10 protein-coding genes are annotated in these 15301 nt (G+C 69.4%); 2 read left to right on the top strand and 8 right to left on the bottom strand.

All coding sequences use genetic code 11. From position 1 onward, the window contains the following. Positions 1 to 9 precede the first annotated feature (9 nt). The 6 genes from ACGFZS_RS39505 to ACGFZS_RS39480 are packed head-to-tail and all read right to left on the bottom strand — an operon-like array spanning position 10 to position 9766. Positions 10 to 2424 carry a discoidin domain-containing protein gene (locus ACGFZS_RS39505; protein ID WP_393799165.1) on the bottom strand — a complete coding sequence of 805 codons (2415 nt, stop codon included), beginning with the start codon at positions 2422 to 2424 and terminating at the stop codon, positions 10 to 12. A 47-nt stretch (positions 2425 to 2471) separates the two neighbouring features. Next, positions 2472 to 4940, bottom strand: a complete 2469-nt coding sequence (locus tag ACGFZS_RS39500; protein WP_393799164.1) for an RICIN domain-containing protein — start codon at positions 4938 to 4940, stop codon at positions 2472 to 2474. A 31-nt stretch (positions 4941 to 4971) separates the two neighbouring features. Next, complete coding sequence (locus ACGFZS_RS39495) at positions 4972 to 6573, bottom strand: glycoside hydrolase family 13 protein (RefSeq protein WP_393799163.1); 1602 nt, start codon at positions 6571 to 6573, stop codon at positions 4972 to 4974. A gap of 34 nt (positions 6574 to 6607) precedes the next feature. After that, positions 6608 to 7444, bottom strand: a complete 837-nt coding sequence (locus ACGFZS_RS39490) for a carbohydrate ABC transporter permease (protein WP_393658278.1) — start codon at positions 7442 to 7444, stop codon at positions 6608 to 6610. Further along, on the bottom strand, positions 7441 to 8379 hold the full coding sequence (locus tag ACGFZS_RS39485; protein WP_393799162.1) for a carbohydrate ABC transporter permease: 939 nt from the start codon (positions 8377 to 8379) through the stop codon (positions 7441 to 7443). Before ACGFZS_RS39485 ends, ACGFZS_RS39490 begins: the two co-directional genes overlap by 4 nt. Before the next feature lie 28 nt (positions 8380 to 8407). Continuing rightward, complete coding sequence (locus tag ACGFZS_RS39480) at positions 8408 to 9766, bottom strand: ABC transporter substrate-binding protein (protein ID WP_393799161.1); 1359 nt, start codon at positions 9764 to 9766, stop codon at positions 8408 to 8410. Between the two features lie 241 nt (positions 9767 to 10007). Between ACGFZS_RS39480 and ACGFZS_RS39475 the strand changes: the two genes are divergently transcribed. Then, entirely contained in the window at positions 10008 to 11126 is a 1119-nt protein-coding gene (locus tag ACGFZS_RS39475) for an ROK family protein (RefSeq protein WP_393799160.1), read from the top strand. Positions 11127 to 11160: 34 nt separating this feature from the next. On the opposite strand, the gene ACGFZS_RS39470 is transcribed toward ACGFZS_RS39475, so the two are convergent. After that, a complete protein-coding gene (locus tag ACGFZS_RS39470; protein WP_393799159.1) occupies positions 11161 to 11874 on the bottom strand; it encodes a FadR/GntR family transcriptional regulator in 714 nt (237 codons plus the stop codon). Between the two features lie 323 nt (positions 11875 to 12197). On the opposite strand from ACGFZS_RS39470, the gene ACGFZS_RS39465 reads away from it, so the two are divergent. Then, the gene (locus tag ACGFZS_RS39465; protein ID WP_393799158.1) at positions 12198 to 14429 is read left to right on the top strand and encodes an alpha-L-fucosidase; all 2232 of its coding nucleotides are present in this window, start codon (positions 12198 to 12200) and stop codon (positions 14427 to 14429) included. Here ACGFZS_RS39465 and ACGFZS_RS39460 read toward each other — a convergent pair. Next, entirely contained in the window at positions 14416 to 15279 is an 864-nt protein-coding gene (locus tag ACGFZS_RS39460) for an enoyl-CoA hydratase/isomerase family protein (RefSeq protein ID WP_393799157.1), read from the bottom strand. The two genes, ACGFZS_RS39465 and ACGFZS_RS39460, sit on opposite strands and share 14 nt — an antisense overlap. Positions 15280 to 15301 lie beyond the last annotated feature (22 nt).

The following is a 15301-nucleotide window of genomic DNA, read 5'->3' as shown; positions in this document are numbered from 1 at the left end:
GTTCGCCGCTCAGCGGGTGGGCAGGAACGCCCACTGGGAACTCGCCGACGCCGAGTCGCTCAGGGGGCCCTGTTCGGCGTGGCCGAGGTCGCTCTGGAGGCTGATGTAGTTGCTCGTCAGGTAGTGGCTGCGCAGTTGCGCGTAGCCGGAGTCGGTCGGTACGAACGTCCACTGGGCGCTCCACCAGCCGGAGTTGCCGAGGGAGCCGTGTTCGAGGTACGCGAGGTTGTCCTCGTTGTGGAGGTAGGCGCCGGTGTTGCGGTTGCTGAAGCGCAGGTACTGGTCGGAGGTGGCGCTCAGGGTCCATTGCGCGGACCACCAGTCGGGCCCGCCGAGCGCGGTGGCGTCCACGTAGGTGCCGCCGCTTTCGAGGTTGAGGTACGTGCCGTCGCCCCGGTTGACCAGCTGGTAGTAGTAGGCGGGCCCGTCCAGGATCGGGAGCAGCTCGTCGACGACGTAGTGCTTCCACTTCAGGTTCGCCGCGTTCACCACCAGCCTTAGCCCCTTGACCTGCAACTGGGCGGGGAACTCGACCGTCCTGCTCTCCACGGTCGAGCTGTTGGTGGAGTAGGTGACGGTGCCGGAGGAGGCGACCGTGGTCCAGTTCGTCGAGCCGTCCACGGAGACCTGGACGTCGAACTTCGTGACGCCCTGGCCCTGGCAGTACGCGCAGGCGACGGTGACGCCGGAGATGTTCTGCGGGCTGGTGTAGGTCTCGGTCAGCGTCTTCGGGAAGGACGGGTTGTCGGCGCTGACGTAGGCGTTGTCCAGGTTCCCGTCGATCGCGTTCGCGGGCGCTCCGCCCGAACTCGCCTGGGATGTGGCCGTCATGGTGGCCGTGGTCAGGCCGGAGGCGAAGGAGAGCCGGATGAACTGGGTGCTGGAGGCGCTCACGGTGTAGGTGCCGTCGCCGTTGTCCGTGAAGGAGGCGGAGCCGGTGGTGACCCAGGTGTGCTTGGCGTCGAAGTAGCCGTCCGAGGCGGCCGTCGGCGCGGAGGGCGCGGTGACGGTGAAGGTGCCGGACGCGCCGAGGCCCATCAGGTAGACGTTGCTCTGGTCGCTCTCGGCCACACCGCTGCCGCTCGCGGTCGTCGCGTACTTCACGGAGACCGCGCCGAGCGTCTTCGTCGTGCTGTAGCTGCTGCTGGAACTGTAGAAGTAGCCGAGGTCGACGCCGTTGGCCTCGCTCATCAGCTGGGGGTCCTTGCCCAGCTGGGTGACGGCGTTGCTCGCGGGGCCGGCGTAGGCGGTGTTCGTGTGGTCCAGGTTGACCATCGTGTACCGGTTCCACACGTCGCTGTCGTTCATCTCGTACGCCAGCTGGTACGTCGCGTAGTCGACCGCGCCGTAGTCGTAGGCGGCGAGCATCAGCGCGGGCACGTTGGAGGTGCCCCCGGTGTTGGAGGACGGCCCGTTCTCGGGGATGGAGATCAGCTTCTGGTCGGGCTTGATCTTGCTCTGGATGGTGCTGACGGACGTGGTGTACGGGTCGATCCCGACGAAGTCGATGTCCGGGCTGTACGTGACGAACTTGTTGGGGTCGTTGTTGCAGGACAGGTTCATGCGGGTGTACGTGACGTAGGGCCCGCTCTTGATCACCTCGGCCAGCTCGTTCTGCCGTACCGCGAGCTCCCTGTTCGCGAAGTCCTTGCCGCTGATGGACCCGTTGGCGGCGACGTACGCGTTGTAGGCGGCGGTGGTGTCCGTGTCGTAGGAGCGGTCGCCGTTGCAGGTGCCGGGCGTCGGCTCGTTGTTGACCTGGATGCCGATGGTGGAGTGCGAGGTGTCGTAGCTCGCCAGGTGGTCGTCGACGGCCTGGAGCGCCGCCTCCTCACGCCCGAGCAGGTTCGGGTCCTCCAGGCTGTACGGGGTGACCGTGCCGTCCCAGGTGTTGCTCCACTGGCGGGCCGTGCCGTCGGAGTTCAGCTGCCGGGGGTAGGTGGTGGTGTCGTCCTGGATGTACGACGGCATGAAGTTCGAGGCGCCGCCGCCACCGACGTTCGAGCCGAACCAGATCACCTCCAGCTTCAGCCCGTTGGCCTTGGCGTTGTCGATGAACGAGTTGAGCCAGGTGTAGTCGTAGACGCCCTCGCCGGTCTCGAACTTGTTCCAGAGCAACGGGATGCTGATGGTGTTGAAGCCGAGCCGCTTGGCGTCCGCGTAGAAGGCGGCCGTGTCGGCGAGCGTCAGCCCGTTGTAGCGCAGGGCCCGGTCGACGCGGTACTGGACCGGGAGCGGGTTGAAGGGGACGCCGTCGACCTGTATCTCGCGCCCCGCGACCAGGCGGGAGACGACGGTCGAGGTGGCCGCGTGTGCGCTCGGAGCGGGTCCGGCGACGGTGAGGAGTCCGGCGCTGAAGAGGCCCAGCGCGGCGGCGGTGACCGCCCGGAACGCGTTCCGGGCGCGGAGTCTTCTTGGTTGCACGGGTACGGGTGTCCTCTCGGAAGACGAAGGTGGGATTCCGGGGCGGCTCAGGAGACCTTGACCAGCTGCCACTGCTGGTTGGTGCCACCGTTGGCCGGCCACTGGTCGATGGCGGCGCCGTTGGTGCCGGAGGCCGCGTAGAGGTCGAGCAGGTAGCCGTCGGAACGGGACTCGATGGTGTAGTTGCCGTTGTTCGTCGGGGCGATCAACCACTGCTGGTTGGCGGCGCCGTTGGGGGTGTAGAGCTCCAGCTGGGTACCGGGCGATGTGGTGGCGTTGGGGATGTCCAGGGCCTTGCCGCTGCCGACGCCGGTGACGGTGTAGTAGCCGGCGCTGTTCAGGGCCAGCGTCCACTGCTGGTTGGTGCCGCCGTTGGCGGTCCACTGGTCGATCAGGGTGCCGTTGGCGGTGCCGGCGCCGATCGCGTCCACGACCTTGCCGCTCCTGGCGCTGACGATCTTGTAGGTGCCGGAGAGGTCGGGGACCGTCCCGGCGGTGACGGAGAAGTTCGCGTACTGGACCGGGTAGTAGCCGGCGGTGCCCAGGCCCACCTGACCGCCGCCGTAGGTGCTGTCGGTGACCGCGCCGACCGTGGCGCCGTCGATCCTGGCGGTGACGGTGGTGTCCTGGAAGGACAGGGCGAGGTGGTGCCAGGTGCCGGTGCCGGGCGCGGTCACCGTGCCGCTCGCCAGAGTGGTCCAGGTCCAGGAGGAGTTGGTCCTCAGCAGCGACCAGGCGCCGGTGTCGGAGAGCCGGAGGTGGTAGGCGTCGAGGCCGCCGTTGTTCTGTGCCTGGGTGCCGACCCGGCCCAGGATCTCCGCGGCGCTCCCGCTCTTCTCCAGCAACACGTCGCAGCCGACGGTGTAGTTGCTCCAGCCCAGGTCGCCCAGCACGGTGTAGGGCTGCTGGTTGGCCGTGCCGGTGGCCTGGTACCAGTCGATCGGCTGGGTCTCGGCCATCTGGCGCAGGCACTGCCCGCTGCGTCCGCCGGCGCACGAGGCGGACTCGAAGGCGCCGTTCATGGACGAGAAGTACGTCGCCTCCCGCCCGGCGGCGTAGCTCCCGAAGGTGTCGGAGTACGGCAGCGTGAGCCGGGTGCGCTGCGGGGAGGTGACGGTGCCCGCGCCCTGGCCCGTGGTGGTGGTCACGGTGTAGACGTGACCGGGGTCGAGGGTGAGTGTGTAGGTGCCGCCACTCGACGTCAGGTCCGAGCCCCGCACCATGCGCGGGGTGGCCCGGCCCGGGGTGGACAGGTCGGTGGACCACACGTGCAGGGTGCTGCCGGGGAGTCCGCCCGCGGTGCTCAGCGTGACCGTCTGGGAGGCGGTGGCGTCCATGGTCTCGAAGACGGTTGACCAGGCGCTCTTGTCGGCCGCCGCGTAGCTGACGTAGCTGCCGTTCGCGCGGTCCCCGCCGAGGTAGCCGGTGGCCGTGTCCAGGTACTGCCAGCCGGGCTCGGTGAACTGGGTCGTCTGGGCGATGGCCCAAGTGGTCCGGCCCACGCTGTAGTTGCCGGACCACGGCTGGTTGGCGGTGATCAGTCCCTGGTCTTGGTACGAGAGGTTCTGGTACAGGGACGCGACGACCGGCCAGTTGATGTACGCGGTCGTCTTGGCGTCGATGTAGCCGCGGTTGATGGCACGGGCGACCGGTCCGGCGCCGGTCTCGGTGTTCTCCGAGCCGTTCTCGCTGGCCCAGATGGGTTTGCCGAGGCTCTGCGCGTCGGAGGTGGAGGTGCAGGTGGTCATCGCCGAGGCGTAGGTGCAGGGGTAGTGGGCGCCGGCGATGTCCACGGCGTCGTACAGGGCGCTGTCGTTCTTCATGCCGGTGGCGATCGTCCAGGCGCGGCTGCCGGTGTCGTCGCCGCCGACCAGCCGGGTGGAGGTGTAACCGTTCGACGTCAGCGCCGACTTGAGGCTCTTGTACCAGGAGCCGTCATAGGCGTGCTCGTTCCAGCCGCCGATGTAGTCGATGGTCAGTCCGTGTTGTTTGGCGCAGTCGAGCCAGGCGATGTCGTAGTCGATCATGTCCTGGGAGTAGAAGGTGCCGCTGCCGATCCAGCCGGGCGTGCCCCAGGCCAGGGCGAACAGCTTGATGGCGGGGTTGCGGGCCTTGGCCTGCTCCATCAGCCACCACTGGTAGCCGGCGTCGCAGTCGACGGTGCCCCTGGTGTGCTCGATGCTGGACTCGGCGCCGTCGGTGGAGTTGGTGTCGCCGCCGATCTCGACCTTGAGGATCTGCAGGGCGGCGCCGTAGCCGGGCTTGAACAGGTAGTCGAGGATCTGGCCCCGCTGGGTCGCCGGATAGTCGTACAGGAGACGGGAGTTGCCGCCGCCTCCGCTGATCGCGCCGATGCCGTCGAAGGTTCGGCCGCTGCTGCCGCCGTCGACGGTGATCGCGATGCTGGTGGCGGCGTAGGCCGGTGCGGGGGCCCGGCCGGTGAGCAGGGCGACGGCCAGGAGCAGGGCGGCCAGGGCCGCCAGTCGTCCGAGGTGCGGGCTCAGAGCGTTCGGCATGGGTTCTCCCGGGTGGGACGGAGGGGATGGTTCAGTCGGTCCACCAGGCCGCGGTGTCGGCGGGCAGCCTGCCGTCGGGCAGCGGGGCGCTGGACAGGAGCGGGGTGCCGGAGTGCGGCGGGTCTACCGGGGCGTCCCCGGTGTTGATCGCGCAGGTGAAACCGTCTCCGCGCCGGAAGGCGAGGACACCGGGCGGGGTGGGGAGCAGGTGGACGGGACCGGCGTCGGTAAGGAGGCCGCGACGGATGCGCAGGGCCTGCTGGTAGAGGTGCCAGGTGGAGGCCGGGTCGGTCCGCGCGTGCTCGACGGTGTACCGGGCGAAGGAGAGCGGCTGGGGAAGCCAGGTGTGGGGGCTGTCGGAGAAGCCGAACGGGGCGGTGGTGCCCTGCCAGGGAAGGGGGACGCGACAGCCGTCGCGCCCCAGGCGACGGCCCTCGGTGCGCCAGTAGATGGGGTCCGTGATGCGGTCGAGGGGGAGGTCGACGACCTCGGGGAGGGCGAGTTCCTCGCCCTGGTAGATGTAGACCGCCCCGGGGAGGGCGAGGGCGAGCAGGGCCGCGGCGCGGGCACGGGCGGTGCCGGTCTCGATGTCACCGGGACCCGTGCCCGGGGCGCCGCCGCCGTAGCGGGTGGCGACGCGGACGGTGTCGTGGTTGCCGAGGACCCAGGTGACCGGCGCGCCGGTGCGGGCCGCCTGTTCCTGGCCGCGCCGGATGGTGGCGGTGAACGCCTCGGCGTCGAACGGCGAGTCGAGCAGGTCCCAGAAGAAGCCCTGGTGGAGTTGGTCGGGCTGGACGTACTCGTGCAGGTGCCGCTTGCCGATGCCGGTGATCTCGCCGATGAGCGGCCGGTCGCTGCCGTCCCGTGCGGCGTACTCGTCGGCGATGCGCCGCCAGGAGCGGTACACCTCGTGGACCTCGGGGCGGTTCCAGGCGTGGACGTTGGTGGCGTCCGCGACCCGCTCCTCCTCGAACGGGTCGGCCACGTCCGGAAGTTCGGGGTCCTTGTGCAGCCCCTGGGCCGCGTCGACACGGAACCCGTCGACGCCTCGGTCCAGCCAGAAGCGCAGGGTGTTCTCGAACATGGCGACGACGTCCGGGTGCTGCCAGTTCCAGTCCGGTTGTTCCGGCGTGAACAGGTGCAGGAACCACTCGCCGTCCTCGGTGCGCCGCCAGGCGGGGCCGCCGAACATCGAGCGCCAGTTGTTCGGCGGGTCGTCCCCGTCGCCGGGACGGAAGTGGAAGCGTTCGCGCTCGGGGCTGCCCGGTCCGGCGGCGAGCGCGGCGCGGAACCAGGTGTGCTCGACCGAGCAGTGGTTGGGCACGATGTCCAGCAGCACCCGCAGGCCCAGTTCGTGCGCCTCGGCCACGAGCCGGTCGAAGTCGGACAGGGTGCCGTAGGCCGGTTCGATGTCCGTGTAGTCGGCCACGTCATACCCGTGGTCGTGCTGGGGCGACGGGTAACAGGGCGTCAACCAGACGGCGTCGACGCCGAGTTCGCGGAGATACGGCAGTCGGGAGCGGATGCCGTTGAGGTCGCCGACGCCGTCCCCGTCGGAGTCGGCGAAGCTGCGGACGTAGATCTGGTAGGTGACGGACTCGGTCCACCAGGCGGCGTTCGAGGGGGCGTTCAAGAAGTCGTACTCCTGACTCGGTGTGGGCGTGGGGTCAGCCCTTGACTGCGCCCTGGGTCATGCCGCGGATGAGGTGCCGCTGGCCGATCAGGTACAGCGCGATCACGGGGGCGATGACGATCAGCGTGGCGGCGCAGAGCATGGGCACGTCACGGGTGTTCTGGTCGATGAAGAAGCCGAGACCGGCCGGTGCGGTGCGGCGGGAGGGCTCCTGGATGAGGATCAGGGCCAGCAGGAACTGGTTCCAGCTCCACACGAAGAAGAGCATGGCGAGGGTGGCGATCGCCGGGCGTGCGGTGGGGATCATGATGCGCCGGAACACCGCCCACTCACTCGCGCCGTCGACCCGGGCGGCCTCGGCGAGTTCCCTGGGGACGCTGAGGAAGTGGGCCCGCATCCAGAAGGCGCCGAAGGGCATGTACAGGCCGATCAGGGGCAGGATCAGCGCCCAGTAGGAGTCGGTGAGGCCGACTTCCTTGAGGTCGTAGTAGAGCGGGATGACCGCGGCCTCCGGCGGCAGGGTCAGTCCGATGAGGAGGAAGGAGAACAGCAGCCTGCTGCCGGTGAAGCGCATGGTGCCGAACGCGTAGCCGGCCATGGTCGCGAAGAGCGCGCCGATCGGTACGACGACCAGGGCGATGGTCGCGCTGGAGCGCAGCAGGGAGCCGAAGCCGGCGATGGTCCAGGCCCGCCGGAAGTTCTCGAAGTGCGGGGTCGACGGCCAGGAGAGCCCGGCGACGGGTGCGCCGGCCGGGTGCAGGGCGGCCAGTGTGATGGCGGCGAAGGGCACCAGGACGGCCGCGGCGAAGGCCCACAGTACGACGGTGCCGGTCAGCCGTTCGGCGCGGGTGCTCATGACGGACGCGCTCATGAGTCCTCCTTGGAGAGTCGGCCGAGTGCGAGCACGATGACCGAGATCAGCACGCTGAGTACGACGGCGAGCGCGCAGGCGAGCCCGACCTGGCCGTCGGTGAAGGCCAGCCGGTAGATGAGGACGGCCGGCACGATCGAGGAGTCGCCGGGGCCGCCGCCGGTGGTGGCGTAGACGACGTCGAAGCTGGACAGGGCGGCGATGACGGTGACGACCGTGGCGACGACGATCTCGTTGCGCAGGGCGGGCAGGGTGACCGCGAAGAAGGTGCGCACCGGACCGGCGCCGTCGATGCGGCACGCCTCGAACAGCGCCGGGTCGATCTTGGCGATGCCGGTCAGGAAGAACACCAGGCACAGGCCGAGCATGACCCAGGTGCCGACCAGGCCGACCGCGGGGAAGGCCCAGGTGAAGTCGCCCAGCCAGGCACGGGTCACGCCGCCGAGCCCCACGGCGCTCAGGATCTGGTTGACCACGCCGTCCTGGGCGTACATCCAGCGCCAGGCGATACCGCTGGCCACCAGCGGGACCACCTGGGGCAGGAACAGGACCGCCCGGGCCGCGGATCCCCCGGCGCCGGTCCGGCCGCCGAGGACGGCGGCCAGGGCCAGGGCGATCACGATCGGCAGGACCGAGTAGAAGAGGACGAAGCCGAGCGAGTGCTCGATCGCCCCGTACAGGTCCGGATCGGTCAGCACCTGACGGTAGTTGGCGAGGCCGGCCCAGGTGCCCACGCCGATGCCGTCCCAGTCGTAGAGGGACAGCCACATGGTGTGCAGCCAGGGCAGGGCCACGAACACGGTGTAGGCGAGCAGGGCGGGGGCGAGCAGCAGGTAGGCGATGCGGCGGCTCTCCCGGCGGGGTGGGCGCCGGGCCGGGCGCACCGGCGCGGGGGGTGCCGGCGCCTGACGGCGCCGGTCCAGGGTCTTGGTCATCACACGGTCTTCCGGTTGCCTCGACGGCCTACTTGGTGTGCGCCTTGGACCAGTCCTTCTGCACCGCGTCGACGTACTCCTGCGGAGTGACACGGCCGGCGATCAGGGACTGCGAGGACGAGGTGAGGGTGTCGTTCATCGAGGAGGTGGCGTTGGCGTAGAAGCCGACGAGGCCGTTGTCCTGGTTGACCTGGGCCCACGCCTTGGACATGTCGCCCAGCACGCTCTTGGCGTCCGAGCCGGCGGAACTGCTGGAGTCGGCCGGCATGAAGTAGTGGTCCAGCTGGACCTGGGCCGCCGCCTTGCTGTGCCAGAAGTCGAGGAACGCGGCGGCGGCGTCGGCGTTCTTGGAGCGGGCGGAGATGCCGTAGGCGATGGAGCCGCCGACAGCCGCGTACTTCCCGCCGCTCGACGCCTTCGGGTAGGCGACGAAGCCGACCTTGCCGGGCAGGGCCTTGTCGATGGTCGCCGCGTCCCAGTTGCCGTCCACCAGGAACAGGCCGTCGCCCTTGGCGAAGGCGGCGACCGCGCCGGAGAGGTCGGTGCCGTTGGCACCCTTGGAGAGCTCGCCGGCCTTGGACCACTTCAGCAGGCTCTGGGCACCCTGGAGGTTGCCCGGGGTGCTGAAGGTGGATCCGGTACGGCCCTCGAACCACTTCCGGGTGGCCTCGGCGCCGTCGACGGACTGGGCGATCGACTGCACGACGAACGCGGAGTGGCCGTCCAGGTTGGGCATCTGAAGGCCCGTCTTCCCGGCGGCCTCGGCCTTGTCGAGGTCGGCCTGGAACTCGGCGAGCGTGGTCGGCGGGGAGGTGATGCCGAGCTTGGCGGCGAGTTCCTTGTTGTAGAAGACGCCGACCATGGAGAAGCCGGCCGGGGCCGCCCACAGATGGCCCGTACCGAGCGAGACGCCGTCGGAACCGACCTGCCACTGGGAGAGCTGGGAGCTGGGGTAGACCTTGTCCCAGCCGTACGCCTTGGCGTACGGATCGAGGTTGAGCAGCAGCTTGTTCTTGACCGTGGTGCCGACCATGTTCAGCAGCACGATGTCCGGCGAGGAGTCGGAGGCGAGCGACAGCCCCAGGGAGTGGTTGTAGTCGTCGTAACCCGTGTACTTCATGGTGATCGTGATGTTCGGGTGCGCCTTCTCGAAGGCGGCGATCAGGCCCTTGGTCAGCCCGGCGTTCTCCGAGGTGGCGAGGGTGAGGGTGATCTTCTTGTCCGAGGGGATCGTGGTGGACACCGCCGTGGTCTTCGTCGTGTCCGACGACGCCCCGCCCGGTGCGCAGGCGGCCACCAGGAGCAGTCCCGCCGTCGCGGCGGTGGCACCCGCGCCGTGGCGGATCGGGCGGCCGTGTCTCCGGCGGGTGGTCATGGCGTGTGACATGGTGCGACTCCTGGCTGAGACCGAGGGTGGGGAGGGACTGTCCGGGCGGGAAGGGGCGTTCCCGGGGCTTCACACGTGGGACTTCATACATACGAAGATGCTTTTCGTATGTCGGCGCGGCTCAGTACAGCCCCGTAATCAGCGGTCGTCAAGGGTTCACACGCGAGTAATATGAAAGCGCCCTACAGAAGCGAGGGTCCATCGGCAGCGACGCCGGTGCGTCCCATGACCGGGGGATGGCATGCGCAATCGTGAGAACAGCGGCGCTGACCAGGCGTTCATCCGCGCCCACAACGCCCAGGCGGCGCTGCGTGCCCTGCGGCACACCGGTACGCCGGCGACCCTCAGCCAGCTGGCGAAGACCGCCGGGCTCTCCCGCCCCACGGTCGAGTCCGTGCTGACCGACCTGACCGCCCGCGGCTGGGCCGAGGAACTCCCCCCGGACGACGGGGCCATGGGACGCCCAGCCCGCCGCTTCCGCTTCCACGCCGCGGCCGGGCACGCCGTCGGTCTCGACATCGGCATGCGCAAGGCGCTGGTGATCGTCACCGACCTGGGGGGCCGGGTCGTCGCCACCCGGCGCTGCGCACTCGGCGACGACCTGCCCGGACCCGACCGCCTGGAACGCGCCGGAAACCTGGTCGAGGAGTGCCTCCAGGAGGCCCGGCTGGCACCGTCGTCCCTGTGGGCCCTGACGGTCGGCCTGCCGGGTCTCATGGACCGCGCCGGACGCATGACCCGCTCCACGGTCCTGCCCGGGCTGACCGGGGTGAACCTGAGCGGCTATTTCGCCGACCGGTTCGGCTGCCGGGTCAACGCCGAGAACGACGCGAACCTCGCGACTCTGGCCGAGCACTGGCGCGGCTGCGCCCGCCATGTCGACGACGTCGTCTACATCCTGGCGGGACGGCGCACCGGCGCCGGAATGATCGTCGGCGGACGTCTGCACCGCGGCCCCAACGGCGCCGCGGGCGAGATCGGCAACCTGCGCATGCTCGGCTGGTGGGACGCCCCCAGTGACCTGGAGTCCCATGGCGCCGACGCCGCGGCCGTCTTCGGCGCCGCGCAGGCCGACCCGGAGGCCGCCGAAGCCGTACGGGCCTACACGGCCGCGCTCTCCAACGGCATCGCCGCCCTCGTGCTCACCCTGGACCCCGACCTCGTCGTCATCGGCGGCGGTCTGTCCCGCGCGGGCGAGCAGCTGCTCCAGCCGCTGCGCGACCGGCTGGGCGAGTTGTGCCTGACCACCCCCCGTATCGAGGTCTCCGCACTGGGCGACGAATCGGTGGCGCTGGGCGCGGTGCGCACGGCCCTGGACCACATCGACCAGGAGGTCTTCGAGGCGGGGCTCCAGCTGTGACCGCTACCGTCCCGGCATTCGCGGCACTGTCCCTTCAGGGCGCGAGGGACTCGCCGGACTCGCCCGAGCGCAGGTGATCCCGTAGCCACTGCTCGGTGTTGCTGACGTGCAGCAGCGCTGCGGCCTGGCTGACGGCCGCGTCGCGGCGGGACAGGGCCGCGAAGATCGCCTCGTGTTCGGCGAGGGTGCGTCCGGCCGCCCGGGTGTCGACCAGGCCACGCCAGATGCGGGCACGCAGCGTACGGCCTGAGACGCCCTCCAGCAGCGTGAGCAGCGACTCGTTGCCGGTGGCCGAGATGACCGCGCGGTGGAACGCGGCGTCGTGGACGTTGAGCCGCTCGACGTCGTCGCGTGCTCCGCGCATGGCCTCCAGATGCCGCTCCACCTCGGCCAGTTGCTCGTCGGAGATCCGGGTCGCGGCCAGGGCCGTGGCGACGGGTTCGAGCAGGCGCCGCACTTCCATGAGGTCCCGCAGGGCGGCCGAGTCTCCCTGGAGGAGTTCCACGGCGCCGCCCAGTCCTTCCAGCAGCAGGCTCGGCTGAAGGCTGGTGACGTAGGTTCCGTCGCCGCGCCGGATCTCCAGGATCCGGGCCACGGCCAGGGCCTTGACCGCCTCGCGGGCGAGGTTGCGGGACAGACCCAACCGGGCCGCCAGCTCCGGTTCCGGCGGCAGCTTGGAGCCCGGCGGGAGCGCGCCGGTCCGGATCAGTTCACGGATCTGCTCAATGGCCTTGTCCGTCAGGGACACCGCGACCTCTCTCCCTGCCCGGCTCCGCAGGCTCAAAGTGACCTCGATGATACGGGCGCACGCGCCGCCGACCACAGAGAGATGGGATGTATATGCAGAGGCGATCGGAGTATCCAGCCGCCACTCCACCACACTAACCCGTTTCATCAGCAGTTTTCTTGTGCGACGGTCGGGATCTACGCCCCCACAGCCTCCCGCCCCATAGAATCCATCCCATTAATCGAGTGCATGCCTGTTGACATGGACGGGATACGTGGACGACCTTCATGCGTAGCATCCGGCGCCCGGGTCCCCCCGTCCCCCTCCGCAACAGGGATGTCCTCATGCCGAGTTCAGTCAGCAGACGCCAACTCCTGGCCGGTGCCACCGCCGTCGTGGCCACCGCGATCGCCGCCGACGGGTTCGCCGTCGGCAGTGCCCGGGCGGCGTCGAGCTCCTACACACCCACATGGGACTCCGTGAACCAACACACCGCCTCGCCCGAGTGGTTCAAAGACGCCAAGTTCGGCATCTACTTCCACTGGGGCGTCTTCAGCGTCCCCGCGTACGACAGCGAGTGGTACCCGCGCAACATGTACGACTCGGGCAGCAAGGCCAACAAGCACCACATCGCCACCTACGGCGACCCCTCGGTCTGGCCGTTCCACGACTTCGTCAACGGCGCGGACGACCTCGCAGGCAACCACGTGGAGTTCGCGCCGAAGCTCAAGTCGGCCGGCGGGAACTTCGACCCCGCGGAGTGGGCCCAGTTGTTCGTCGACGCGGGCGCACGGTTCGCCGGACCGGTCTCCGAGCACCACGACGGCTTCTCCATGTGGGACAGCCAGGTCAACGAGTGGAACTCGGTGGCCAAGGGCCCCGGCCTGAACCTGCTGAAGCTGTTCATCGACGCCATCCGGGCGAAGGACCTGAAACTGCTGGTGGCGATGCACCACGCGTACAACTTCACCGGCTACTACGAGTACGCGCCCGCCCAGACGGACGCGAGCCTCAAGAAGCTGTACGGGCAGCTGAGTTCGGCCGAGGAGAACCAGCTCTGGTACGACAAGCTCAAGGAGGTGATCGACCTCGCCGAGCCCGACATCCTGTGGCAGGACTGGCGCCTGGACCACGTCGACGAGACCCGGCGCCTCGACTTCCTCTCGTACTACTACAACCAGGCAGCCAAGTGGGGCAGGGAAGTCGTCGCCACCTACAAGGACGGCCTCGACAGCCACGGCGAGGTCTACGACTTCGAGCGCGGCGGCCCGGCCGACCTCACCGCACCGTACTGGCTGACCGACGACAGCATCTCCAGCTCCAGTTGGTGCTACACCACCGGCATCGGCTACTACTCGACGCAGCAGATGCTGCACGCGCTGATCGACCGGGTCAGCAAGAACGGCAACATGCTGCTCAACATCGCGCCCATGGCCGACGGCACGATCCCCCAGGGGCAGAAGGACATCCTGCTCGCCATCGGTGACTACCTGGGGCGCTTCGGTGAGTCGATCTACGACACCCGCGCCTGGACGGCCTACGGCGAGGGCCCCACGAAGATGGGCGGCGGCTCCTTCACCACCCCCACGGCCGGCACCGCCCAGGACATCCGCTTCACCCGCGACAAGGCGAACACGGTCCTGTACGCCACCGTGCTCGGCTGGCCCGGCAGTTCACTGACGGTCAAGACGCTCAACTCCGCCCGGATCGACGTCTCCTCGCTGGCGTCGGCCAAGCTGCTCGGCTCCACCGCCGGCACCTACATCGGCCTGGCGACTCCGACGCAGGACTCCACGGGCCTGACGGTCACCCTGCCGTCGTCCGCGCCCTTCACCGCGAACGCCTACGTCCTGAAGCTGACCTTCACCGGCGAGATCCCCAGCCTGCGGCCACTGGCCGGGGCCGTGGGCTTCAAGGACGTCGGTTACTCCGGCTCCGGCACCGTCCTCGAAGTCGGCGACTACACCGCGGACGACCTGACCCTGGCCGGCCTCGCCCCGCTCACCCTCTCCTCCCTGCGGCTCGCCCCCGGCTACCAGGTCATCGGCTACGCAGGGGACGACTTCACCGGCACGTCATGGACCTTCACCGCCGACAACACCGACCTCAGGACCACCGGCAACAACGACAAGGTGACGTCCCTGAAGGTGCAGTTCAACCCGGCCACGTACGTCAAGGTCCTCAACGTCACCGACGGCCTGGCTCTGGACAGCGGCGGCAACGTGTCCTCCGGCTCCAACCTGAAGCAGTGGACCTGGGACGGCAGCAGCAACCTTCAGTGGCAGGCGGTCGAGGTGGGCGGCGGCTACTACAAGCTGGTCAACCGCACCAACGGCATGGTCGCCGACGGCTGGGGCGCCACCGCCGACGGCTCCGCCGCCCGGCAGGCCGCCTGGAACGGCGGCACCAACCAGCAGTGGCTGATCACCCACCGCGGCGACGGCCGCTACTCCGTCGCCAACCGCACCACCGGACTCGTCCTGGACGGCGGCGGCAACGTGTCCTCCGGCTCCGTCACCAAACAGTGGACCTACGGCAGCAGCACCAACCTGCTGTGGACCTTCACCGCCCTCTGACCGGCGCACCGATCCCGTCGCCGGTCCTGTCGCCCGCTCGCAGAGGGCTCGCCGTCGCACCGGCGCGCCCTCGGTCGGTCTTGTCGAAGAACTGCTGCGAGCGGCCGGTCACGGTGGGGTTGGCGGCGCACAGGGCGTAGCCCCACATGGCCTCGACCCGGAGCTGGTCGTGCAGCGGGCGCCCCACGATCTCCAGCACCGTCTCCTTCGCGGACTCCACGGCGGCCTGGTCGCAGCGCAGGATGGTGGACACGAGCAGTTCGGTCTGCGCTTCGAGTTCGTCGTGGGGGACGACCCGGTTGACCATGTTGGCGGTGTAGGCGCGTTCGGCAGTGATCGGTTCGCCGGTGAGCAGCAGTTCCATGGCGACGCCGACACCGCAGGTGTTCACGAGCCGGACGATGCCGCCGTCGGCGGGGTGCATGCCACGGCGGACCTCGAAGGTTCCGAACTGGGCGCGGTCGGAGGCGATCCGGATGTCGCAGGCCATGGCGAGTTCGACGCCGTGGCCCAGGCACCAGCCGTTGATGGAGGCCACGATCGGCTTGCTGATCCGGGAGAGGGGGCCGCGGGTGATGCCGCACAGGCCGTCTTCGAGGCGTTCGCGGCCGACCATGGGGCCGACGGTCTGCCACTCGGGGGCGTGGGTCTTGAGGTCGGCGCCCGCGGTGAAGGCGTCACCGCTGCCGGTCAGCACGGCGACCCGCAGCTCGGGGTCGTCGCGGAAGTCCGCCCAGATCTCGCAGAGCAGTTCGTGCGTCTCGAAGTCGACCGCGTTTTTCACCTCGGGCCGGTTGAGCGTGACGTAGGCGACGGCACCACGCTTGTCGTAGAGGACCTTCGCTGGCATGGCGGACCTTTCGGGAGGTTCA

Source organism: Streptomyces sp. NPDC048288, assembly GCF_043201555.1.
Classification (GTDB): Bacteria; Actinomycetota; Actinomycetes; order Streptomycetales; family Streptomycetaceae; genus Streptomyces.
The sequence above is the reverse complement of the archived record's forward strand: the minus strand, read 5'-3'. Positions and strand labels throughout refer to the sequence as shown.

Bases quoted from the DNA above. Each gene is read 5' to 3' on its own strand.
- ACGFZS_RS39500 (WP_393799164.1), bottom strand. From the start codon at position 4,940: ATGCCGAACGCTCTGAGCCCGCACCTCGGACGACTGGCGGCCCTGGCC.
- ACGFZS_RS39490 (WP_393658278.1), bottom strand. From the start codon at position 7,444: ATGAGCGCGTCCGTCATGAGCACCCGCGCCGAACGGCTGACCGGCACC.
- ACGFZS_RS39485 (WP_393799162.1), bottom strand. From the start codon at position 8,379: ATGACCAAGACCCTGGACCGGCGCCGTCAGGCGCCGGCACCCCCCGCG.
- ACGFZS_RS39480 (WP_393799161.1), bottom strand. From the start codon at position 9,766: ATGTCACACGCCATGACCACCCGCCGGAGACACGGCCGCCCGATCCGC.
- ACGFZS_RS39475 (WP_393799160.1), top strand. From the start codon at position 10,008: ATGCGCAATCGTGAGAACAGCGGCGCTGACCAGGCGTTCATCCGCGCC.
- ACGFZS_RS39465 (WP_393799158.1), top strand. From the start codon at position 12,198: ATGCCGAGTTCAGTCAGCAGACGCCAACTCCTGGCCGGTGCCACCGCC.
- ACGFZS_RS39460 (WP_393799157.1), bottom strand. From the start codon at position 15,279: ATGCCAGCGAAGGTCCTCTACGACAAGCGTGGTGCCGTCGCCTACGTC.